Raw genomic sequence first — 21,675 nt, forward strand, 5'->3', positions numbered from 1 at the left:
GGGGATTGGGGACTTCAGCCTTCATACTTCAGCCTAGACTGCGGCAAGCCGCTACGCGTCTATATCCTTCATCCTTCGATTGGCAAATTCCTTGAAAGACTCATCAAGGTTGAGGCGTTGGGTTTTATATACTAGCAGCATCTTTTCTATGAATGCGGGCATTTTCGCCACAGTTACAAATTGATATTCGCGACCAAATTTTTGTTCGTTGTCGCCAACGCCTACATAAACTTGATAACCTTCTAGTTTTTGATTGTTTTCCTCAATGCTGACACCGAGTAGGGTAATATCACTTTTGCTGTGCTGGGCGCAGGATTTAGGACAACCGCTAAAGTATATATTTACAGGGCTATCTAGGGAAACGCGAGTTTTGAGATATTCTGCCAATGTTAATGCGTCGCCTCTGGTGTCGGTAGCTGAGGAGGCGCACCCTTTGCTACCAGAACAGGCAACTAATGTACTGTTGATATTGCTGGTGGAATAATCTAATTCCAAAGCTGCTATTTGTCTTTGTACATCAGCTATAGATTGTTGGGGAATATCGCTTAATAGTATGTTCTGCCAAGGGGTAAGCCTGAGAGTACCCTTACCGTATTTTTCGGATAACTCCACTAATCCTAATAATTGCCTGGTTTCTAGGCGACCTAAGGGTAAAACAATTCCTATATAAAATAAACCTGGCTGACGCTGGGGATGAATGCCGATATGTTGAAATTGAGGTTCTGATTTCGGTTCCCATCTCTGGGTTTGGGGGGAAGAAAGCGGAAAAGCTAGATGCTGCTGGACTTGTTGCAGATAATTTTCACAACCTATATTGTTCAATACTTCTCGCAGGCGCAGTTTATTTTTACTTGTAGGATCGAGATGAGCTAGGTAAACATCGGCTAAAGCTGCTAAAACGGGTAAACATTGCTCTGGTGGCAATAAAATTCCTGTATCCTGGGCTGAGTTACCTTTTGCGCCGACACTCAAACACAGGCGGAAGTAAACTTCACCATTTACTAAGACGGCAGCAAAAACGATATCATTAACGCGATCGCTTACCGAAACTATGCCACCACCATCAAAGCAGACGCTAAATTTGGCAGATAGTCCTGATAGTTGTGAATTGGCTGTGATGTAATTGTCCCAAGCTGTGACAAAGGGACGGGTGTCGATCAATTCCTGGGGATCAATCCCAGCCGTTGGACTGGTCATGATATTGCGGATTTGATCTACAGTTGTGTTACTACAACCTAAACCTAAAGCTTGGAGATGCTGCAACACAAGAGCATTGATCCCCTGATGGATTTCGCGCACTTGCAAGTTAGCGCGATTAGTCACATCGACATAGCCACGTCCATATTGATCAGCGATATCTGCGATCGCCTGACACTGTTGACTATTTAAAATCCCACCAGGTATTCTAATGCGGGATAAAATACCATCTTGAGCAGGGGTGGCGTAGAACAAGCCAGGACATTTAGTAGATCCAGACAGCAAAACTATAACTCCTTCCCTGTGCGACGCAGGGATGTAGATGATCTATGTCTGTTGAGGACAGCTTGAAAGTTGGCATTCTGACTTACGCAATTTTGGATTTTAGATGCTGAATTTTGGCTAATTCTCTGACTCCTGATTTTTGTGAGTCCTCGGTTGCTAACATACTCCCGACCATCAAAATGACAATCTAAAATCTAAAACGGCTTTACAGCTGCGGCACAGTCCCGGACTTTCACCGGCGTTTCCCAACCCCAAGCTTTAGTAATTTAGCATGAGAAGGTAGTGACAATTATCGCTGCTTGATATTTTTCATCAGCTGAATAAGATTTATTTAACCAAGCTATACATTTTTAAATTTAGAATTTATAGGTATCTAATAGCTATATTCAGTTATAAAATCTCATCTTAAACAGCTTAAATCCATAAAAATCATTATTGCACGGTTTTACTAGGTATTATGCCAAAATATATCTTCTAGCTATAAATCAAATTCGCCGCTGAGTATTCAAGATTCTCTAACTTCCGCTTGATCAATTGTGCGTATATTATCCGTCTATCACGGTTAAACTTAAAATTCTGTGGAGACGCGATTGATCGCGTCTCCACAAACCCAAAATCATGACGAAAAATTCTTAACCAAACCCTATTGCGTGCCTTACTCTCAGCAGTAACATACCCTAATTGTTTCAAAATTAAAGTTTTATTGCTAAATCTTTATTGAAAGCGGCGGGAAACTCCATCCCCTTGTGGGTGGAGAGGGATAGCCGCCCCGTCGCTTGGGGCATAGGGCATAGGGCATTGGTATTTTCTTTCCCATGACGGCAGTTTGCACAATACTGGAAACCAGCAACGCACTGCCTCCCCTATGCCCAATTCCCAATGCCCAAAAACTCCACCCACAAGGGGATGGAGTTTTTCATTCTCCCTAATCCCTGTTCCCTTAAATTAGCTATTTTGCTCTGCCCTTTTCAATATCATCTAAAGCCTTTTCCGTACGTGCATTCGGATCGCTTCTCAGATCCCAATTTGGAAACAACCCAGCAACAAATTTATTGATGGCTGTACGAGTCTGTAAGCTGGCAGAACTTAAGGGTTTGGGTAGAAAACTGTCTCCAAAACCTACAAATATCAAGAACAACAAAAGCAACCATGTCGTAGCTGTCTTACGCATTGTTTGATACCCAGCAATAGTAGATCAATAGTCTAATCGACATTTTTGCAAAACAGCCATATCTTTTTTCTTCTTTGAGCTACCTCAAAGACAGCATAATAAATTCCTGGCAAAGTGATGGTAGATGAGTTCAGAGGTTCACACAGATGACCAAACTTTCCCTCAATTTGCAAACAGCTTCCGGACACCAAGTTTTAGCAGCCGCAGGTAAAAAATATCTGCGTCCTGGTGGCAGAATAGCTACAGATAAATTGCTCATGTGGGCAAATTTACAACCAGGCGAAACAGTTTTAGAGCTAGCTTCTAGCTTTGGTTATAGTGCGATCGCTCTTGCTCAACGCTACCATGTAAAAGTAATCGGCATAGAAAAGAATCACGAAAGTGTAATTCATGCCCGTGCTAATATTAGCGCTGCTAGGTTAGACGACCAAATCGAAATTATTGAAGGTGATATTTTTCATCTCGATCAAATACCAATTAAGTTCGACTATGTTTTAGGAGAAGCTATTCTCACGATGCAATCTCCACAGGGGAAAGCTAAACTTTTGGCGGCAATTCATCATCACCTAAAACCTGGAGGAAAATTCCTCTCTCATGAACTATTAGCATCTAATAAAGAAGCAGAAATTCGTACTGAATTAGCTCAGGTAATTCGTGTGAATTCTACACCGCTTTCCGCAGCTAACTGGATTACAGCTTTCACAACAGCCGGATTACAAGTACAACAGCATCATACTGGTTCCATGAATTTATTGAATTGGCAACGAATGCTGCAAGAAGAAGGTATTGTCAACACCATCAAGATTTGGTGGAATATCTTAACGCAACCATTAATCCGCCAGCGTGTTTTAGAAATCCGTCATGTCTTCCATAAATATCATCAGGAATTAGGCTACATCCTCATATCTGCTGTTGCTCAATAACATTATTTATCTGCTGCCATCGTCGTTTTATTATTCCTGACAAATATGACTTCCACAATCACAAATAACCAATTTTTTGTTACTCAATTGCAAGCAGAAATTGAATATCCCCATAGTGGAGTTCTCAGTAAAGTACTTTTGAAAGACCAAGTGTGTCAATATACCTTATTTTGTCTAGCAGCTAATACAGAAATTTCGGAACATACCTCCACTCGTAATGCCACAATCAGCGTCATTGAAGGTAAAGGTTTACTAACTTTATGCGGTGAGAATATTGTCCTAGAGCCTGGTGTTTTAGTTTTTATGCCTGCTAATGCACCTCACGCCTTACAAACTGCAGAAAATCTCAGCTTTTTACTCATACTTTCCGAAAAAGCATCAGATAACAATTAATTTTTGGATAAAGAACTATGCAATCACTAATTTCTACTTTCGCCCAATACTCAGATATTGCTCAACCTCAATTAGAAGTAATACTATCTCACCCACTCAATGAATTTTTGAATTCACCGGAATTAACGCAAAAATTAGACAGTTTAGATAGTCCTTTGCTCAAGGAAACATTACCCACAGCCGGAGCAGTTTTAGCCAAAGAACTACCACCTTTTTACAACTGGCTAAAAAATGAATTAGGTGTGAAGCGCGTTCCTGAGAGTCCCGATCACACAACAGCCTGGGTAATTGGTTTTGTTCATCATCGCGAAAGTTTAACTAACTTAGTGGATTTACACCGTCCCGTACCACGTGCGGCTTTAGAGGCTTCCATTCCCCGCTTAATAGCGTTATTTAATGGAGTGCAAAACGCCAAAATACGTCAGGAATGGCAAAAAGCGATCGCAATTCTTTGTTTAGTTCTGGTAGTCGCAGCCCGGGAACAAGATAAATTAACTGTACCTGTTTAGGCTAAAACCAATACTTGGCGGTTAAGGGGAAAAGGGGAAGGGGAAAAGGGAGAAGAAAAAACCTTTAAGCCTTACCCTTTAACCTTGTCCCCAAACCAAATTCCGAGTTGAAAATCAGCGAACGGACAGTATTGAGGCTGAAACACTTTCAGGAGATAGCAAACCAAAATTGTACTGCTGGAATGCGATCGCCTATGAATGAAGGGAAAGCGATTTTTACGTAGGGTTACACCTACGTACTTTTTTTGGATCGCTAGAATATAACCAAAAAACCATAGTCGTTGATCGAGCAAGTGCGAAAACATCAATTCATTTACATTTTTGTGGCGCTGAGTTTAATTGGTATCCTAGGTTTTTCTTACTTCAGCCGCAAGCGATCGCGAATTCCTGTTTGTCAGTCATCAAAATTTATTGCTACTAAAGGTCAAAAATACTATGCCTATCCTGAAAAAATAGTAATTCAGCCTTGGCGCGGTCAACATCACGTCTATGCTGTATTTGCAGTTCCCAATCAATATAAAACTGACTATGTAATGCAAGTTACATTACCTGACAATGATACAGACTGCGGAACTATACATAATATTCCCAGTGCAAACAGTGAGGGCGTTCAAACTCCTCCCGGACATTACTTAGTTAAAGGGTATTTAAATACACGAGTTGCTCTGTGGCTAATTGCCCAAGGGAAGGTAGGTGAACTGCAGCAACCCACCAACTGGAAATTAGGCTACGGTGAGAAAATCCCTAAAAAGCGTAAGAAAGCTGCGTTGGGGATAGATTGGGGGTTGGGGAGATGAGGACAATTACCAATTACCTATTACCATGCCCAATGCCCAATGCCCCATGCCCCATAACATCTAGTCATAAAGCATACACAAAAATAGGCCTGATTTGACAACTGTATTTGATAACCTGAAAGATACTGTACTAGAGAAGCTTTATGAACCGGATGTTTCGCAAATATCATCGCCAAATTGCGATCGCTTTATGTATACCCTTATTTTTAACTGTGCTTACTGGTATGGGCTATACCATCGTAGATGAATGGTTTCACCAAGGTGAGTTAGGAGAATTTCTGCTGAGTATTCATACTTTTGAGATATTACGTTTAGGTAAAATCTATCCAATTTTGAATGGTTTGGGATTAGTAGGCTTGCTCATCACTGGTTTAAGTATGACAGGCTTATTTCGCAAACGCCCAGAGCAAAATAACTAGTAATTTCAAGCGAAATTAAAAATTCAAATTTGATACAGCGTAAGTGTTTCAGAAATTTTTCATAGTTAGCTAATTTACACTGTAGTGTAATCATACTGCTACGCAGGTGTTGCTGATTTTTGGTATGAAAATAACTTTGGATCTGGTTCAGAACTTTGTAGAAATTGTTCATGAAACCTATCTAAATTTAGATTCATACTGAGATGCAGTAACGCCGTTCGTCAAGCCAAAAAAAAGACCCCCGGTGATTAGCCAGGGGATTCTGCAAGTCGGTATTGTCGCACAAAGACATTCGCGAGTTTTAAGATACCAATTTCATAATAAAAATATCTGCCAAATTGCCAAATCTAGATGATGAGGGGATTGGGGACTGGGGACTGGGGACTGGGGAGAAGGGATGATGGGGATTGAGAAGATGAGGGAGAAATAACAGATACTCATTACCCATTACCAATTACCAATTACCCATTACCCATTACCAATTACCCATTACCCATTACCCATTACCCAGTCCCTATTCCCCAATCCCCATTAAGCGTAAATATTTAGCAAAGAGAATCAAATGCTACTGCAATAGTTGAAACCTCAGTTTTTAATCAAACATTATCTTAAAAAAATCTAAAAAAATATGTTGAGTATCCCTGTGAATCTTGGTTTACCCCGTGTGCCAAGTTTAGTAACTTCTTTACCGGGGCCTCATGCTCAAGCAATTATAGAACGCGATCGCGCTGTCACTTCTCCTTCTTATACAAGAGATTATCCCTTGGTAGTGGCTAGGGGTGAAGGTTGTATGGTGGAGGATGTTGACGGTAATGTTTTCTTAGATATGACTGCAGGGATTGCGGTGACTAATACTGGACACGCCCACCCGGAAGTGATTGCAGCTATTCAATCACAGTCAGCAAATCTTCTACATATGTCGGGGACTGATTTTTATTATGAACCGATGGTGGAATTAGCGGAAAAATTAGCTAGTCGCGCCCCTTTTCCCGCAGGTGCTAAAGTATTTTTTACCAATTCCGGAGCGGAATCTAACGAAGGAGCAATTAAACTAGCTCGATATTACACCAAGCGATCGCAAATCATCGCATTTTTAGGCGCATTCCACGGACGGACTTATGGTGCAATGTCTCTGACTGCTTCTAAAGTAGTGCAAAGACAAAATTTTGGCCCCTTTGTACCTGGTGTCACTCATATTCCCTACGGTACTCACGCCAGCTTAGATTATTTAGAAAAACATTTATTCCCGACGATGTTACCACCACAGGAGGTAGCAGCAATGGTTGTCGAAGCGATACAAGGAGAAGGTGGCTACATCGTACCCGAAGATGGTTTTTTACAAAGAATTCGGGAGATATGCGATCGCTATGGCATTCTGATGGTAGTTGATGAAGTGCAATCGGGGATGGGGCGCACTGGATGCTTATTTGCCATTGAGCATTGGTGTGTGATGCCTGATATTATTACCACAGCCAAAGGTATCGCTAGCGGTTTACCTTTAGGTGCAATTCTCTCTCGCCCAGAATTAATGACTTGGCCGCCAGGGGCCCATGCTACAACATTTGGAGGAAATCCCGTAGCTTGCGCTGCTGGGATTGCGACACTAAGGCTTTTAGAAAGTGGTTTGATGGCTAACGCCTTGCAAATGGGAGAGTTATTACAAACAGGTTTAACTCAATTACATGAAAAATTTCCCCGCCTATCGTTACCACGGGGTAAAGGTTTAATGGTAGCGGTGGATTTATACAATGAAGAAGGTAATCTTGATCGTAATCTGCGCGATCGCATAATTCAAGAAGCCTTCAAACGAGGTTTATTATTGCTTGGTTGTGGTAAAGCCGCAATTCGTTTTTGCCCACCTTTAGTTATCGATAGCAATCAAATTCATATTGCTTTAGATATTCTCTCAGATATCTTCAGTTCCTAATTGCACATTATAAATTTATCAAACTCTTGTGGGGTGGGTCGGACAGCCCGCCCTTATAGTGAAACTTAAATACTGATAAGCTTACTCAGTTGCAGTTTTTTGTACTACCTTGGAATTAATAGATAGCCATTCTATTGACTACTTTCTCATCGTCATAACAGATACTAATTTTGATAGCAACTTCCTACAAAAATTAACCTTTGACTCTTGACTTTTGACCTTTGACTCTTAAATTTATGAAACCCCAAATAGCCCTTCATCTCTTTTCATCGCTGTGGGAAGAATACAGCGCCAGAGTCAGTTACGCCCGCACCTATCAAGAAATGATTACTGCGGCGGGTGGAACTGTTGCAAATGACCACATTGCTTTACGTTCTTTGCGTCTATCTCTCGATACGCCAACAGGTAAAGTTGATTTGGGAATTAATTATTTGGAACAATTAGCTACAGCTTTAGGGTATGTAGCAGCAGGGGAATATATTTTCCCAGAAACTCATTTGTATGCTCGTCATTATAGTCATCCTCAGCAAGCAGAATTTGATTTGCCTAAGCTATTTATTAGCGAGTTAATTGTAGATGAATTGCCTGATAAAATTATTCAACTCATCTATCAAACAGTATCATCAATTGATCACGAAATCATATATTATCTACAAAATTCAATCAAAGATAATGAGGATGAAAAAAATATTACTCAAAAACTGCAACAAATATTTACTCGTCCTTGGAAAACACCCCAGCGTTCTGTTGTGGAAGAGGTGAATCAAGTAAATCAATATGGTGCTTGGGTGTTGTTGCATGGTTATGCAGTCAACCATTTTACAGGCTATGTCAATCGCCAAAATACTGCAAAATACCCAGATATTGACGCTACAGTTGCAGGTTTAGTTAACTTGGGCGTTCCTATGAAAGCGGAGATAGAGGGTAATATTGCTTGTGGCTTGCGCCAAACAGCCACGCAAGCTGTAACGGAAATGGTAACTGTTTTAGATGATAGCAATAATGCAGAAATTCAAATTCCCTGGACTTATGCTTATTATGAAATCGCTCAACGTTATCCTGTAGAAATAGAGCCAGGAAAACCTCTACTTTTTGATGCTTTTTTAGGTAATAATGCCCAGCAATTATTTGAAATGACAAGGTTGTCTGGTAATGGGTAATGGGTAATGGGTAATTGGTAATTGGTAATTGGTAATTGGTAATTGGTAATTGGTAATTGACGTTTAATGTTAATTAAGCCTTGAAACACTTATAGCATAAGAGGCGTTTCTAATTCACATTAGGCGTAATTACGAATTAAGAATTACCAATTATTAATTAGTTTGACAGCTACCATCGATACAGAATGAAGATTGATAGATACTGTCACGTTTACCGAAGATAGTATAACGATTATCGCGGATTTGTTCGTAAAAGCGATCGCCTGCCCACTTCGCCCCAGGTAATGCGCGATAAGCATCGACAAATACACTTCCTAGCGGTAATAACTTGCCAATTTCTTCTGCGGCGTTACTTCCTTGCCAACGTTTTGCTGGTGCATTAGCATCAATCAACATCATCCCCTGTTCGCAATCTTGGGGTGTAATGCCAAATTGGGCGAGTGTCTGTTCATCTTGCATGGGACTGTAACGAAACAGCTTACCTTGATCTAAGCTCTCTAATAACTGCACTAAGGTAACGCAGAGATTGCAATTGCCGTCGTAGATTACGTAATAATTCATTATCCTTGTTTATACCCTTAAACGAGCGGTTGGCTTTAAAATGGTGAGATTATATTGCTATATGTAAATTTAACTTAGCTGCTCATTCCAAGAGTATCTACAGTCTTTAAAAGATTAAGTATAGCTTTACACTGGAAACTGAGTACTTGTTAGGGTGAGAATAATGCCACCAGAGAAGGTTTTAACGATTGATTTTGCTCAAAAAGATGCCTGTTCAGCAATTCTACCGCGATCGCCACTGCTTTCTAGCTTCGATGCTCAGTGGAATGGTATTCGCCTGGAACATCATCGACAGCCTGGTTATGAAACTCCAGAACATTATTTTGAACAGCATCTGATTATTATCGCCTTAGACCTCAGTGGCATCAAAGTTGAGCGGATATTTGATGGCAAGTTGCAGGTTGAACGCATCAACTATGGTGATGTGGTAGTAATTCCAGCAAATACCAATCACTTATCAAGGTGGAAAACAGAAGGAGAATTTTTAATTATTAGTCTCGAACCTGTTTTATTCACTCGTGCGGCTTTCGATGCTGTAGATTTACAGGGCTACGAGATTGTACCCCACTTTGCTGCACCTAACCCGATGATTAAACAGATAGGACTGTCACTGCAATCAGAATTAGTATCAGGTGGGCTGGGTACTCGTGTTTATACTGAATCTCTAACCACTACACTCTGTATTCATCTACTTAAACATTATTCTGCATCTAATAATATAGTTTCTGAATATACCAAAGACAGGGGACTGCCACGGCTCAAGTTACGACAAGCTGTGACATATATTCAAGAACATTTAGAGCAAGATTTGACTTTAGCTGAAATCGCGGAAGTTACAGGTATGAGTATGTACCATTTTTCGCGGCTATTTAAACAATCAACAGGTTTTGCACCGCATCAATATGTTTTAAATTGTCGAATTGAAAGAGCTAAAAAGTTATTAACTCGTACTGAACAAACTATAGACCAAATTTGCCAGCAAGTAGGGTTTCAAAGTCAAAGTCACTTTACATACGTCTTCCGAAAATCACTAGGAACAACACCTAAAGTTTACCGAGAAAAGGTGAAAATTTAGGATTTACAAATCAATTAGAGTAGAAATTTTCTACTCTATTACGATCCGCGATCGCCTTTTTGGTGGTACATTCAACACCATAGACAACCATCGCCTCTGAGAGAGCTAATTGCAAATTTTTGTCTATAAATAAACAAAATAATTGATTATCAGCTGATTTCCATCTGTCTCAGGGAAGTTTCGCTTTATGAAGCCCTATTTGTAGACTGATTGTGTTGAACCAAGCAGATAACACCCATGAGCGACAATAAAATTGCTTCTCGTCTTTATCCCACTCGCATTGATATTCCTGCTGAAGCTAGAGAAAAAATCGTGGTACTTCTCAATCAAACTTTGGCAGCATCTTTGGATCTCAAAACTCAAACAAAGCAAGCGCACTGGAACGTTAAAGGAACTGACTTTTATCAGTTGCATGAATTGTTTGATGAAATTGCAGGCGAATTAGAAGAATACATTGATATGTTTGCGGAACGTGTCACCGCTTTAGGTGGCTACGCCCTTGGTACCGCCCGCGCCGCCGCTAGCAATTCCATTTTGCCAGAATATCCTTTTGATATTTTAGATGGTAAAGACCACGTAACCGCTTTAGCAGACCGCTTTGCACCTTATGCTAAACACCTGCGGGAAGCTATTAACCAAACTGATGATTTAGGTGACCTAGACACCGCTGATCTGTATACTGAAGTTTCCCGCACCATTGACAAGCGTCTGTGGTTCTTAGAAGCGCACCTACAAGTAGCAGAAATCAAAGGCGAGAATGGCGCGTCTACTTTCAAAGGAACTCAACAGCCAGCAGGTGTGAGATAATAGCCGAAATCATCTTGAGTAAAAAGTAAAATTAGACCTATGAGCCATCAAATTGGTCTAAGAGATGATTGATAAAGTAAACCTTAAATGTAGGGTGCGTTAGCGATAGCGTAACGCACCGAGAAAGACAATTCCCTGCAGCTAATTCTCAATTGAATAACTCTGTTAATGGAGTAGTAACTTTTTGGTAAGTACGCCACTTTTAAGTGCGTACTTTTATTTTATAGGTACATACTTTATGATTTAAATAGTTAAAAAACGGGTTTGAGAGTATGTGCGTTTGAAGAATTAGATTGTTGCATAGGCTGGTAATTGGTAATGGGGAATTGCTAATTGGAAAAACCAATATCTATTTATCAGCCATCAGCCGAAATTGATAGAACAGACAATTATTTAACGAACAAATTTCAAGAATTACAAAAGCAATAATAAACAACCGTTGGATATTCAAATTTTAGATGCTTCAAGATTAAAACTATTGTATGATAAGCATCTGGCTTTCCCATTCACACAGATTCAAAATCTAACATAAGCTGAATATTCAATTTTAAGATTCAAATAAACCTGAGGTAAATGTATGTCTCAAAATACTAAGACTCTCGTAGTTCATAATAGCAACTCACGCGGTCATACTAGAATTAATTGGCTTGATAGCTACCATACATTTTCCTTTGGTAGTTTTTACAATCCCGAGCAAATGGGATTTCGCTCTCTGCGGGTGATCAATGATGATACCGTAATTGGTGGCGCTGGGTTTGGTACCCACGGTCATCGAGATATGGAAATCCTCACTTATGTTTTGTCTGGTGCGCTAGAACATAAAGATAGCTTAGGTACAGGTTCAGTCATTCTTCCTGGTGACGCACAAATTATGAGCGCTGGTACCGGAATCACCCACAGCGAATATAATCATTCGTCAACAGAACCAGTCCACTTTCTGCAAATTTGGATTTTACCTAACAAGCAAGGGCTATCTCCTAGGTATGATCAAAAAGCGTTTTCTGTGGAAGAAAAGCGGGGACAACTACGCTTGATTGCTGCGAAAGATGGGCGAGATGGCGCTGTAACAGTTCACCAAGATGTGGATATATACGCATCTGTGCTAGAAAGCGGTGATGTTGTTAATTATCACGTGAAAAGCGATCGCTATGCCTGGTTACACGTAGCCCAAGGTACCGCTACCCTCAATGGTAAGGAACTCAAAGCTGGGGATGGTGTACAAATTAGCGGCGAAGAAACACTCGAAATCAGCAGCAATTCGAGTGGAGAAGTCTTACTGTTCGATTTGGGCTAATCGTTAGGCGCTAAACCCAAAAGTGCTGCGTGAGGGTTGGGGATAGGGAAAAGGTAAAGGGGAAAAAGTTTTTTATCCCTTACCCCTTCACCTTTATCCCGCAACGTTCCCTTGACAAACTACTAGCTTGCTAATGTAGAGTGTCTCCACAGTTTGGAATAAAATCAGATTAATGGCTCTGTAATTGATTTACAGAGCCATTTTTGCTTTGAAAGTGAAGTTTATTGAAGTAGTGAATAATTTTGTTCACAAATATAAAAGATTCCTTAAGACATTTATTTTATCTACCCAAGGTAAGAAGTAGGAATTGCATAAATTTTGCACATTAAAGTAAAGCTAAATAAGTGTTAGTAACATAAAAAATGAATTATTTAAAAGATAGACATAAATTTTTACAAAAAGAACGGCAATTGCTACATACAGAATTAGTTAAATACGGTATAGACTACGATAAAGCTGCTAAAGCCGCCCAGATACTAGCCGAGAAGAAACCAGACGAAGTCTTAACACAGGAAGAAATTCAACTTACCAAAGAAGTTTGTGAGTTGTGGTTAAAACAGCGCAACCGCTTGGCTTCCATTGATAAAGTAATCAATTAATTTGTCATTTGGTAATTGGTAATTGGTAATAGATATTTCTCCCCTGCTCCCTGCCCCCCTGCCTCTTTGTCCCCAATCCCCCCTACTCAGGTATCACTGGACTAATAGGACTCAAGGGTGCAGTAAAGACATAATAGATGACTCCAGAACCGAGGATCATAATAGCAAGACTGAAGAGGATGACCCAGCGATCTGTTGGTTCGTAAGTATCTTCTTCAATATCGCGACGAACTGCAAAATAATGTCCTGTGGAAAGCCACACCGTAATTAAACCAACTAAGGAGAATACTAAACCTAACTTCCAGCCAGTTCCCGGATGAGGTAGCAAAGGAACTTGAAAGGCGCGTAACCGGACGATGACGACTCCAAAACCTAAAAGCGCGATCGCAGTTCGCATCCAAGCTAGGTAGGTGCGTTCGTTAGCTAGGTGATCCCGGATGCGCGATGGATTTAATCTTCCTGGCTTTTTCTTCTCTTCTACTTTTTCAGTATTATTTGATTCGCTATTGTCTAACTTTAATTGCATCAATAACGCCCTCATCCCCAAAAGCAATATTTTTCTAACAATGTCAAAATCATCGCCAATCTTGTTTTAGAAGATTGGCAATCTGCGTGCTAATAGCACTTTTGAAATATTTTTGATGGTTTTAGGGACTTCCAAATAAAAAAATATCCCAGTATTTATTGTGGGGTGGACATCTTGTCCGCCCAGTTGATATGGCGGGCAAGATGCCCGCCCCACAAGATGGAATAATTTATTTCTTGGAAGTCCCTTAGCATTTATCTTAATATTATTTTAAGGCTGAGTTCTCAATAAAACAAGCCTAATTTTTTCAGAGCTAATTTCAGCATTTTATACTTTAAGAAATCAGCCAAAAGTAGAGATTGCTTAAGATGTATCTTCTCTTATTTTGGCTGTAATTCAATATTACAGAAAGTCATTGCTGTTAACTCAAAAGCTATTATTGGTAGTCACATTAGTAATGGGTGTATTTATCTATGCCTGTAATACCTTAAGGATTGGAAATGATAAATAGTTTATTCTGCTTTGCTAACACAACCTACGATAGATGATGTTTTTAATTATATTGATATTCAGGAATGGCTGAGTTCACTTTTAAAGCGGCTATAAATAAATACAGTTCAGTTAAGAAAATTAATTGATAACAAAACCAAAAAACTAGTACCGCAAGGCGGAATTCAAAATTCGTCTTGAAAAGTTTGCAAGGGCGGGGGGGAACCCTCCTACCCTGCGGGAACGCTTTCAGTGACAGATTTTAGAATGAATGATGCGTTACGCTCCGCTAACGCATCCTACGGTCGATGATTTTTTCATGATTTTGATAATTTGGAATGAATGAGTTCACTTTCAAAACGGCTGTAAACAACTTTAATTGGATACCAAGTCGAAAACCAGTACAAATCTTGCATAACTTTTGTACAGTTATTATTATCTGTTTCAAAATGGACTAAAGCTAAATTATTTAATCCGATTACTTCTCTGCCATCTTGAAACCAAGATAATTTCCAAAAAGCTAAATACTGTAACCACTCCCATTTGTGGCTTTTCGCTTGTTCTTTGGCAGTCATTAACCAGGAAATATTGGTGCTAAAATCAGCAGTTTGGGTGCTGGTTCGGGAAATCCATTCCATTAGTCCATGCCATTCTGGAGGACGGTGTGATGAAGCATCGCGGTAAGATTTTCTGCGAGAAACTTCTACCATATAAGGGGGATTTGTCCATCCTAACCATTGACGACTTTTTTCTGGTAACAGCCATTGTTTGAGTCTTGTATGAATAATTTCGGTAATAATTTCTTCATTCTTAAACGCACTAGCTGTTAATTGTACTAATACAGACTTTTTCTCAGAACCTATAGATTTTCTGGTATAAGATAAACGGACAACAGAGCTGTAGTGAATATCTCCAGATAAGACTATTACTTGTTGGCGTTGTTCAAATAATGTGGTGAGGAATTTCGCTAAGGCTTCGTAATTAATATTCCAAGCATCACCGACATCTACACCATAAACTTTCTCTCTTTTTAAATGCCAATGGTGAATCCAATCTATTACTTGTAAACCAAATAAATTGGTCGGTGCAATCACAAATGTGGCTTGCATTTGTGACAGTCCTTTGGGTTTATGGGTGGCTTGTTCTAAAGGCTGAGAAAGTTGCTGCGTAAAGGCTGGAGGTGATAGTAACATTGGCGGCGCTATCGGTTTTTGATCCGCAGGGTAACCGCGCCAGGTACGTGTATCTAATACTATGACTTCATGGCAAAAACTGCGGACTGTATAATGCCAAGTTAGGGCTTCTGGGTCTCGGTCTAAGACTAAGACAGAATCATATTGTACAAATTCCGGTAAACCTGTGCGGGGGTTGGTAGGTGGCATTCCTAAGTAACGGGCGATCGCATCCCACGCTACCATATTCATTCCCCCAGAAGCAGACCAATCGGCGGCGGCTTGTAATAATTTCTCCCCTGGTTGACCTGGGGTAAATTGCTTGGGTGTGTTACCCCAAGCTTGAAATACTGCATAGGCTAACAAGGCATTTTGCACAGTTCTGCGTCCTAGGGGTTGTCCTAGTACGCGCAAACACCAAGCTTGGTTGAGATTCCAGTCATCGCTAACATCATGGTCATCGAAGATAGTATAAACGGGAATGTTCGCCATCGCCCGCCGCACTTTCCACAGGGTATGGATAAATTGCTGCATATCCTGCACCTCTTTATCCCAACGGCGGCTGACTCGATGACCGTGCATTACCTCCCGTCCTTTGGGTAAGCTACTGGGCCAGCAGGCTGGCGACCATGACAATATATAAGATGCGTAATATTCACCCAAACTCAGTAAGTGGCTGCTAACTTTGGCGGTTTTATTATGTAACCCGGCGGTGAAACCAGCTTGGTGAGTGGCGATATCTGCACGATGTCCGGGAAGTAGTTGCTTAGGTGTGACATAACTGGGGTCGGCGGCTGTTTGCTGAATCAAAGGTAACCGTTCCTCCCAACCTAACAACGCATCGCCTAACTGAGAAGAAACCCACAACAGCGGATCGGCGACATCATCACCATAAATTTGGTCGCCTGTGAGGAAAAGCTGATGGGGTCTTTGGCGGGGTTGGTTAGCGGCTGACTCAATTAAACAATCGAGAATTGGTAACGCATCAAAGCCATCACCGTGGGGTTTGCGACAGGAACCATGCACGATGCGTAAATCTTGTAAATCCGTGGGTGGAAGGGCAAATGTGGGTTTTTGATGATCAAAATAGCTGATGTTGACTGTGGGAAAGCGGCTAGAACATAAGGCTTGCTGCAATGTTTGCTGCTGGGTAGATGATTCAATAAATTGCATATCGTATGCATAGATGCGATCGCAACTCAATAAATACCTACCAGCAGATTCCGCCGTGACGACCACAATATGCAGCGATTTTCCCAGAGCATAGGTGGCACGTCTTCCCTCTAAAAGCAGATTTGTGATTAAATTCCCGTGGTTAGCCGTGTCATAAACCTGGAGTACCACCTCACAAGGACGTTGCAACGCTACCCAGACTGTAACGGTGTCGGAATCTGTTTGTTGTAAGATAGGCCCCGCCAGAATTAGCGGCGATGCTTGTAAAAACTCTGCTCCAAATAAATCGTTCATTGCCAACTATGCAAGCCTTGTTTCCATCGTATTGCTATAGTCGCGCATTTTATCTGCAAAGTCTTGACGAGTAACCGCTTTGATGATACAAATGTACTACTAAGCGGTGCAATTTTGGATAAGAATTTAAAACTCTCAACAGATAAATAGCATTTTTCAGCCCACAGGAGAGCAAATTTCATGAGACTATCGAAAATGGACTTGAGTAGCTTGATTGCGATCGCTCATTCTGACGGACATTTACAATTATTGCTTGACCGGGGCGACGAGATAGAACTTTTAGAAATTCCCGCACCAGTTCAAGCTTACGAGGGTTTGGTAGAACTGAATGAGATTGTGGCTGAACCTGCGGCGTTTCCTGAATATGAAGAACCGATTGCGCTGTTACCTGTGAGTCACTCCGTTGCGGGGGTTCCCCCCGTTGAAGGAAGTGACGAACCCGTAAGGGTGAGTTCATCAATGGCGGCTACCATTGCTTACGATAGTCACGAGCAAACTTTGCAAGTTGAGTTTAAGAGTGGTGCTGTGTATGAGTATTCTGGGGTAGATGAGGAGACTTGGGAAGATTTTTACTCGGCTGATTCTGTTGGTAGCTTTTATAATCAGCATATTAAGGGGAGATTTGACTGCGAACGGATAGATTGAGAAGGGAAATATCGGAATTATTCATGATGTGATGTAGATTATGAGGGCATGGCAGTACCTACCTGTGTCAACTTATGGTGAAACCCGCTTGGTTGGAAGGTTTTTGCCCTCACCCCCAACCCCTCTCCCACCAGGAGAGGGGAGCAAGAGATTTAGTTCCCCTTCTCCTGCGGGAGAAGGGGTTAGGGGATGAGGGCGCGAGGTATTTGTACAACGCCCGCCCTATATCTATATAGCTTTTAGCTTAAGTTGACACCAATGGGCGGTGCCATGCCCCTACGTAAGGTGGTATGATTTGGTACGAAGATGCATATAGCGATTAATTATGCGATCGCATTTCCCAAACATCGCCCTTTAGATAAATTTTTCGTAGGGGTTTAGCACTGCTAAACCCTCACCCGCCTATTGGTATGGTTATATGACTGAAATAGCATAATTGACCGAGAAAAATAACCAACTGTTCACCTTCAGAAGGCGGAATTTGCACCTCAAAGCATAAAGGTTGGAGTTCAAAGCCTGAAGCTTGCAGCTTTTATCTCGAACATTGCAGTTTTTATCTTGGTAGTTGGGCCTTTTAGCCTCAACGTTGCAGCTTTTATCTTGAACGTTGCGGCTTTTATCCTCAACATTGCGGCTTTGATGCGGAAAATTGCGGCTTTTATCTTCAACGTTGCGGCTTTTTGCTGGAAAGGTGAGAAAATGAGCAAGAGCGATGCCTGCGGCGGGCTACGCCTACGCACTTTGATGGCGACTGATGAGTAAATTAGCAACAGTCATGGTGATAGGAAGGAAATTAAAACAGGCGATCATACAATTCGCGGCTTGTTTAGCTTCGCTTGCCATGAAAATTGCCTAACCGGACTCCATATTATCCCCATTCGCCACAACTGACTCAAACAAAATCCGCATTTCTTAATTACGAATTACTCTTTTGTGGCTTGCAACTGTAAAAAATTCACCCGTCCTGATGCATCGCCAGCAATAAGTCTCACCCCATCAGGTGCAACAACACAGCAATATATTGTCTGATCCCCTGTGAAAGTGGCAATTACTTCCCCATTTTGCCAATTCCAGACTTTGAGGGTTCTGTCATTAGAAGCAGAAATCACATACTTGCCATCTGGACTCAGAGCAACTGCTATTACTGACCTACTATGACCTTCTAGGGTATGCAGTAGTTCACCAGTCTGCCAATTCCAGACTTTGAGGGTGTCGTCATCAGAAGCAGAAATCACGTACTTACCATCTAGAGTCAGGGCAAATGCTCTTATCGAGCTACTATGATTTTCTAAGGTACGCAGTTCTTCCCCAGTCTGCCAATTCCAGACTTTGAGGGTCTTGTCATCAGAAGCAGAAATCACGTACTTGCCATCTGGAGTCAGGGCAACTGCTCTTACCCAGCCACTATGATTTTCTAAGGTACGCAGTTCTTCCCCAGTCTGCCAATTCCAGACTTTGAGGGTCTTGTCACCGGAAGCAGAAATCACGTACTGGCCATCTGGAGTCAGGGCAACTGCTGTTACTGGGTAACTATGACCTGCTAAGGTACGCAGTAGTTCACCAGTCTGCCAATTCCAGACTTTGAGGGTGTCGTCATAGGCAGCAGAAATCACGTACTGGCCATCTGGAGTCAGGGCAACTGCTGTTACTGAGCTACTATGACCGAGTAAGGTATGCAGTTCTTCCCCAGTCTGCCAATTCCAGACTTTGAGGGTGTCGTCAGAGGCAGCAGAAATCACGTACTGGCCATCTGGAGTCAGGGCAACTGCTCTTACCGAGCCACTATGACCGAGTAAGGTACGCAGTTCTTCCCTAGTCTGCCAATTCCAGACTTTGAGGGTCTTGTCACCGGAAGCAGAAATTACGTACTTGCCATCTGGAGTCAGGGCAACTGCTCCTACCCAGTCACTATGACCGAGTAAGGTACGCAGTTGTTCACCAGTCTGCCAATTCCAGACTTTGAGGGTCTTGTCATCAGAACCAGAAATCACGTACTTGCCATCTGGAGTCAGGGCAACTGCTCTTACCGAGCCACTATGATTTTCTAAGGTACGCAGTAGTTCACCAGTCTGCCAATTCCAGACTTTGAGGGTGTCGTCAGAGGCAGCAGAAATCACGTATTTGCCATCTGGAGTCAGGGCAACTGCATATACCGGGTGACTATGACCTGCTAAGGTACGCAGTAGTTCACCAGTCTGCCAATTCCAGACTTTGAGGGTCTTGTCATTAGAAGCAGAAATCACGTACTTGCCATCTGGAGTCAGAGCGACTGCATATACCGAGTCACTATTACCTTTTAAGGTACGCAGTAGTTCACCAGTCTGCCAATTCCAGACTTTGAGGGTGTCGTTATGGGAAGCAGAAATTACGTACTTGCCATCTGGAGTCAGAGCAACTGCTCTTACCCAGTCACTATGACCTGCTAAGGTACGCAGTAGTTCACCAGTCTGACAATTCCAGACTTTGAGGGTCTTGTCATCAGAAGCAGAAATCACGTACTTGCCATCAGATGTGAGGGCGACTGCATATACCGAGTCACTATGACCTGCTAAGGTACGCAGTAGTTCACCAGTCTGCCAATTCCAGACTTTGAGGGTCTCGTCATCAGAAGCAGAAATCACGTACTTGCTATCAGCACTCAGGGCAACTGCATTTACCCAGTCACTATGACCTTCTAGGGTACGCAGTTGTTCACCAGATTGCCAATTCCAGACTTTGAGGGTCTTGTCATGGGAACCAGAAATCGCGTAATTGCCATCTGGTGTCAGGGCGATCGCCTGAACCGAGCCACGATGACCAACTAGAGTACGTACTAAGGGGCCGCCAGGGGAAGTTAAAATGGCTGTTTGCGGAAGTACGCAAGGAGTTTTACTTTGCTGCGCCTGGTTTAACAATCTTTGAATTTCTTCTCTTGCAAAACCCAGCAACCGCCCTAATAATTGCCCCGCCAATTGCTGTTTATCCTCATTTAAAATATGTGCCGACAGCCTCAACGCACCTTGAATTAACTGTAAATTCTCATCTAGGGGCAAAAAATCATAATCTGCTAGCAAAGCATTAATATTGATGTTCTCCAACTTCCCCTGCAACCAGCGAAAATCACACAGCAGTTGTTTTAATTCTTCTTCCCTTACCCCAGCCAGCAAGTGATAGGCTAAATTCTGCAAAATATAACCGTCATTTTCTAAACTATGCCAACCTTCGGGGTATTTTTCGCTGTAAGCATTCAACAGGCGATTGTGTAAAAACCCTATCCCCTCACTTTCGGTTGCTAATTTCGTGTACTGCTTCCTCACATAATCAAACTGCAAGTCATGCAACCGCAAATTTCCCGCTTCATCCCGCAAAGCCAGAGATTTACTCACCAATTCATCAATGACATCTTGTGTATCAAACTCATCTAACCCCAAGGGTTGCCAAAAAGTCTGTAAAACTGCTTCTGGTATGGGTGTATCTTCCGGAAAGACTGCAAAATCTAAATATCGCTGTTGGCAATTCTCATCCAAAGCCGCCACACTGACAGCAATAGCTTTGAGTAAATCGGGATAAGGATAATCGGGAAACTGTTGTTTGATTTTCTCTAAATCAGCACTCCGCAGTCTTTCTAAAATATTCTGCCAGCGATTTGCAGGTTTAGAGCGCATCATCGCGCCCACCATCGCCAATGCTAAAGGCAAATACCCACATTCTCGTGCTACCTGCAAAGTAACATCATTGTACGGGCTGGGTTGCAAAATCTCCGACTGATTTGCCCAATTCGCCAACAGTTCTAACGCCTGTTGTTCACCTAAAATTGCCAGCTGATATTCTTCCCCTCCCAACCCCGTGACTATCGCCCCATCACGGGTGGTAACTAACATTTGACAGCGTTCCCCCAACACATCAAACGCCGTCGCATCATCCAAACGCCAGATATCATCCAAAATCAGCAAGCAAGCTTTCTGTGCAAATAACTCCCGCAACCGCGCTTTCGCCAATCCCACCTCGGTAAACGCCGCTTGCTTCTCACCCAACGCCGAAGCAATATAAGATTGCCAAGTTAAAATCTGCGGCGTTTGTCCAAATGTTACCCAAAACACCCCATCAGGAAACGCCTTTCTCACTTCTTCATCCCGCGCTAAGGCTGTAGCTAAGACTGTTTTGCCAATTCCGCCCATGCCTTGCACACCAATCTTGCGACTTTTCCCTGTAATCCCCACAGGTTGCTTTGTTGGCAATAATACTTTCTGTTTTAAGGGTGCAAGTTCTTCAAGACGGGA

The 21,675-nt window shown here is 42.0% G+C and carries 19 protein-coding genes; 13 read left to right on the top strand and 6 right to left on the bottom strand.

Features of this window, described 5'->3' with window-relative positions; translation table 11 throughout:
• Positions 1-51: 51 nt before the first annotated feature.
• Both cobG and AACU25_RS17525 read right to left on the bottom strand, forming a co-directional pair.
• Positions 52-1,482, bottom strand: a complete 1,431-nt coding sequence (gene cobG, locus AACU25_RS17520) for a precorrin-3B synthase (protein ID WP_199347482.1) — start codon at positions 1,480-1,482, stop codon at positions 52-54.
• 949 nt (positions 1,483-2,431) lie between these two features.
• Positions 2,432-2,653 carry a hypothetical protein gene (locus AACU25_RS17525; protein ID WP_096577723.1) on the bottom strand — a complete coding sequence of 74 codons (222 nt, stop codon included), beginning with the start codon at positions 2,651-2,653 and terminating at the stop codon, positions 2,432-2,434.
• Between the two features lie 146 nt (positions 2,654-2,799).
• Here AACU25_RS17525 and AACU25_RS17530 point away from each other — a divergent pair, with 146 nt between their 5' ends.
• The 7 genes from AACU25_RS17530 to AACU25_RS17560 all read left to right on the top strand — a co-directional run bounded on the left by AACU25_RS17530 (position 2,800) and on the right by AACU25_RS17560 (position 8,781).
• Positions 2,800-3,576: an SAM-dependent methyltransferase gene (locus AACU25_RS17530; RefSeq protein ID WP_096577725.1), complete on the top strand. Its 777-nt coding sequence runs from the start codon at positions 2,800-2,802 to the stop codon at positions 3,574-3,576.
• A 45-nt stretch (positions 3,577-3,621) separates the two neighbouring features.
• Positions 3,622-3,969, top strand: a complete 348-nt coding sequence (locus AACU25_RS17535; protein ID WP_096577727.1) for a cupin domain-containing protein — start codon at positions 3,622-3,624, stop codon at positions 3,967-3,969.
• Positions 3,970-3,986: 17 nt separating this feature from the next.
• Positions 3,987-4,478: a hypothetical protein gene (locus tag AACU25_RS17540; RefSeq protein WP_096577729.1), complete on the top strand. Its 492-nt coding sequence runs from the start codon at positions 3,987-3,989 to the stop codon at positions 4,476-4,478.
• Positions 4,479-4,771: 293 nt separating this feature from the next.
• Entirely contained in the window at positions 4,772-5,275 is a 504-nt protein-coding gene (locus tag AACU25_RS17545; protein WP_321206852.1) for a hypothetical protein, read from the top strand.
• Positions 5,276-5,418: 143 nt separating this feature from the next.
• Positions 5,419-5,694 (top strand): hypothetical protein, encoded by a 276-nt coding sequence (locus tag AACU25_RS17550; protein WP_045870747.1) that lies wholly within the window; start codon positions 5,419-5,421, stop codon positions 5,692-5,694.
• Positions 5,695-6,322: 628 nt separating this feature from the next.
• Positions 6,323-7,621 carry an acetyl ornithine aminotransferase family protein gene (locus AACU25_RS17555; RefSeq protein WP_096577733.1) on the top strand — a complete coding sequence of 433 codons (1,299 nt, stop codon included), beginning with the start codon at positions 6,323-6,325 and terminating at the stop codon, positions 7,619-7,621.
• Positions 7,622-7,857: 236 nt separating this feature from the next.
• Positions 7,858-8,781: a DUF1338 domain-containing protein gene (locus tag AACU25_RS17560; RefSeq protein ID WP_096577735.1), complete on the top strand. Its 924-nt coding sequence runs from the start codon at positions 7,858-7,860 to the stop codon at positions 8,779-8,781.
• Positions 8,782-8,934: 153 nt separating this feature from the next.
• On the opposite strand, the gene AACU25_RS17565 is transcribed toward AACU25_RS17560, so the two are convergent.
• Positions 8,935-9,342: a thiol-disulfide oxidoreductase DCC family protein gene (locus tag AACU25_RS17565; protein ID WP_096577737.1), complete on the bottom strand. Its 408-nt coding sequence runs from the start codon at positions 9,340-9,342 to the stop codon at positions 8,935-8,937.
• A gap of 163 nt (positions 9,343-9,505) precedes the next feature.
• Between AACU25_RS17565 and AACU25_RS17570 the strand changes: the two genes are divergently transcribed.
• The 4 genes from AACU25_RS17570 (at position 9,506) to AACU25_RS17585 (ending at position 13,117) form a co-directional block, all read left to right on the top strand.
• Complete coding sequence (locus AACU25_RS17570; protein WP_096577739.1) at positions 9,506-10,417, top strand: AraC family transcriptional regulator; 912 nt, start codon at positions 9,506-9,508, stop codon at positions 10,415-10,417.
• 237 nt (positions 10,418-10,654) lie between these two features.
• Complete coding sequence (dps, locus tag AACU25_RS17575) at positions 10,655-11,224, top strand: DNA starvation/stationary phase protection protein Dps (protein WP_045870752.1); 570 nt, start codon at positions 10,655-10,657, stop codon at positions 11,222-11,224.
• Between the two features lie 577 nt (positions 11,225-11,801).
• Positions 11,802-12,518, top strand: coding sequence for a pirin family protein (locus tag AACU25_RS17580; RefSeq protein WP_096577741.1), 717 nt, complete (start codon positions 11,802-11,804; stop codon positions 12,516-12,518).
• 362 nt (positions 12,519-12,880) lie between these two features.
• A complete protein-coding gene (locus tag AACU25_RS17585) occupies positions 12,881-13,117 on the top strand; it encodes a hypothetical protein (RefSeq protein WP_045870754.1) in 237 nt (78 codons plus the stop codon).
• Positions 13,118-13,199: 82 nt separating this feature from the next.
• Here AACU25_RS17585 and AACU25_RS17590 read toward each other — a convergent pair whose 3' ends face one another.
• Both AACU25_RS17590 and AACU25_RS17595 read right to left on the bottom strand, forming a co-directional pair.
• Positions 13,200-13,643 (bottom strand): YidH family protein, encoded by a 444-nt coding sequence (locus AACU25_RS17590; protein ID WP_096577743.1) that lies wholly within the window; start codon positions 13,641-13,643, stop codon positions 13,200-13,202.
• 806 nt (positions 13,644-14,449) lie between these two features.
• Positions 14,450-16,771: an alkaline phosphatase D family protein gene (locus tag AACU25_RS17595; RefSeq protein WP_096577745.1), complete on the bottom strand. Its 2,322-nt coding sequence runs from the start codon at positions 16,769-16,771 to the stop codon at positions 14,450-14,452.
• Between the two features lie 180 nt (positions 16,772-16,951).
• On the opposite strand from AACU25_RS17595, the gene AACU25_RS17600 reads away from it, so the two are divergent.
• Both AACU25_RS17600 and AACU25_RS17605 read left to right on the top strand, forming a co-directional pair.
• Positions 16,952-17,416: a KTSC domain-containing protein gene (locus AACU25_RS17600; protein WP_096577749.1), complete on the top strand. Its 465-nt coding sequence runs from the start codon at positions 16,952-16,954 to the stop codon at positions 17,414-17,416.
• Between the two features lie 558 nt (positions 17,417-17,974).
• A complete protein-coding gene (locus AACU25_RS17605) occupies positions 17,975-18,178 on the top strand; it encodes a hypothetical protein (RefSeq protein WP_190445965.1) in 204 nt (67 codons plus the stop codon).
• A 161-nt stretch (positions 18,179-18,339) separates the two neighbouring features.
• Here the strand turns inward: AACU25_RS17605 and AACU25_RS17610 are convergent, their stop codons facing one another.
• On the bottom strand, positions 18,340-21,633 hold the full coding sequence (locus AACU25_RS17610; RefSeq protein ID WP_096577753.1) for an NB-ARC domain-containing protein: 3,294 nt from the start codon (positions 21,631-21,633) through the stop codon (positions 18,340-18,342).
• Positions 21,634-21,675 lie beyond the last annotated feature (42 nt).

This window comes from Tolypothrix tenuis PCC 7101 (assembly GCF_963874875.1).
Taxonomy (GTDB): domain Bacteria; phylum Cyanobacteriota; class Cyanobacteriia; order Cyanobacteriales; family Nostocaceae; genus Aulosira; species Aulosira tenue.

What these genes read in the sequence shown, in the direction of transcription:
- AACU25_RS17550 (WP_045870747.1), top strand. Translation starts at nt 5,419, where the DNA reads ATGAACCGGATGTTTCGCAAATATCATCGCCAAATTGCGATCGCTTTA.
- AACU25_RS17565 (WP_096577737.1), bottom strand. Translation starts at nt 9,342, where the DNA reads ATGAATTATTACGTAATCTACGACGGCAATTGCAATCTCTGCGTTACC.
- AACU25_RS17560 (WP_096577735.1), top strand. Translation starts at nt 7,858, where the DNA reads ATGAAACCCCAAATAGCCCTTCATCTCTTTTCATCGCTGTGGGAAGAA.
- AACU25_RS17530 (WP_096577725.1), top strand. Translation starts at nt 2,800, where the DNA reads ATGACCAAACTTTCCCTCAATTTGCAAACAGCTTCCGGACACCAAGTT.
- AACU25_RS17570 (WP_096577739.1), top strand. Translation starts at nt 9,506, where the DNA reads ATGCCACCAGAGAAGGTTTTAACGATTGATTTTGCTCAAAAAGATGCC.
- AACU25_RS17590 (WP_096577743.1), bottom strand. Translation starts at nt 13,643, where the DNA reads ATGCAATTAAAGTTAGACAATAGCGAATCAAATAATACTGAAAAAGTA.
- AACU25_RS17580 (WP_096577741.1), top strand. Translation starts at nt 11,802, where the DNA reads ATGTCTCAAAATACTAAGACTCTCGTAGTTCATAATAGCAACTCACGC.
- AACU25_RS17595 (WP_096577745.1), bottom strand. Translation starts at nt 16,771, where the DNA reads ATGAACGATTTATTTGGAGCAGAGTTTTTACAAGCATCGCCGCTAATT.
- AACU25_RS17535 (WP_096577727.1), top strand. Translation starts at nt 3,622, where the DNA reads ATGACTTCCACAATCACAAATAACCAATTTTTTGTTACTCAATTGCAA.
- AACU25_RS17555 (WP_096577733.1), top strand. Translation starts at nt 6,323, where the DNA reads ATGTTGAGTATCCCTGTGAATCTTGGTTTACCCCGTGTGCCAAGTTTA.
- AACU25_RS17540 (WP_096577729.1), top strand. Translation starts at nt 3,987, where the DNA reads ATGCAATCACTAATTTCTACTTTCGCCCAATACTCAGATATTGCTCAA.
- AACU25_RS17600 (WP_096577749.1), top strand. Translation starts at nt 16,952, where the DNA reads ATGAGACTATCGAAAATGGACTTGAGTAGCTTGATTGCGATCGCTCAT.
- AACU25_RS17585 (WP_045870754.1), top strand. Translation starts at nt 12,881, where the DNA reads ATGAATTATTTAAAAGATAGACATAAATTTTTACAAAAAGAACGGCAA.
- dps (WP_045870752.1), top strand. Translation starts at nt 10,655, where the DNA reads ATGAGCGACAATAAAATTGCTTCTCGTCTTTATCCCACTCGCATTGAT.
- AACU25_RS17525 (WP_096577723.1), bottom strand. Translation starts at nt 2,653, where the DNA reads ATGCGTAAGACAGCTACGACATGGTTGCTTTTGTTGTTCTTGATATTT.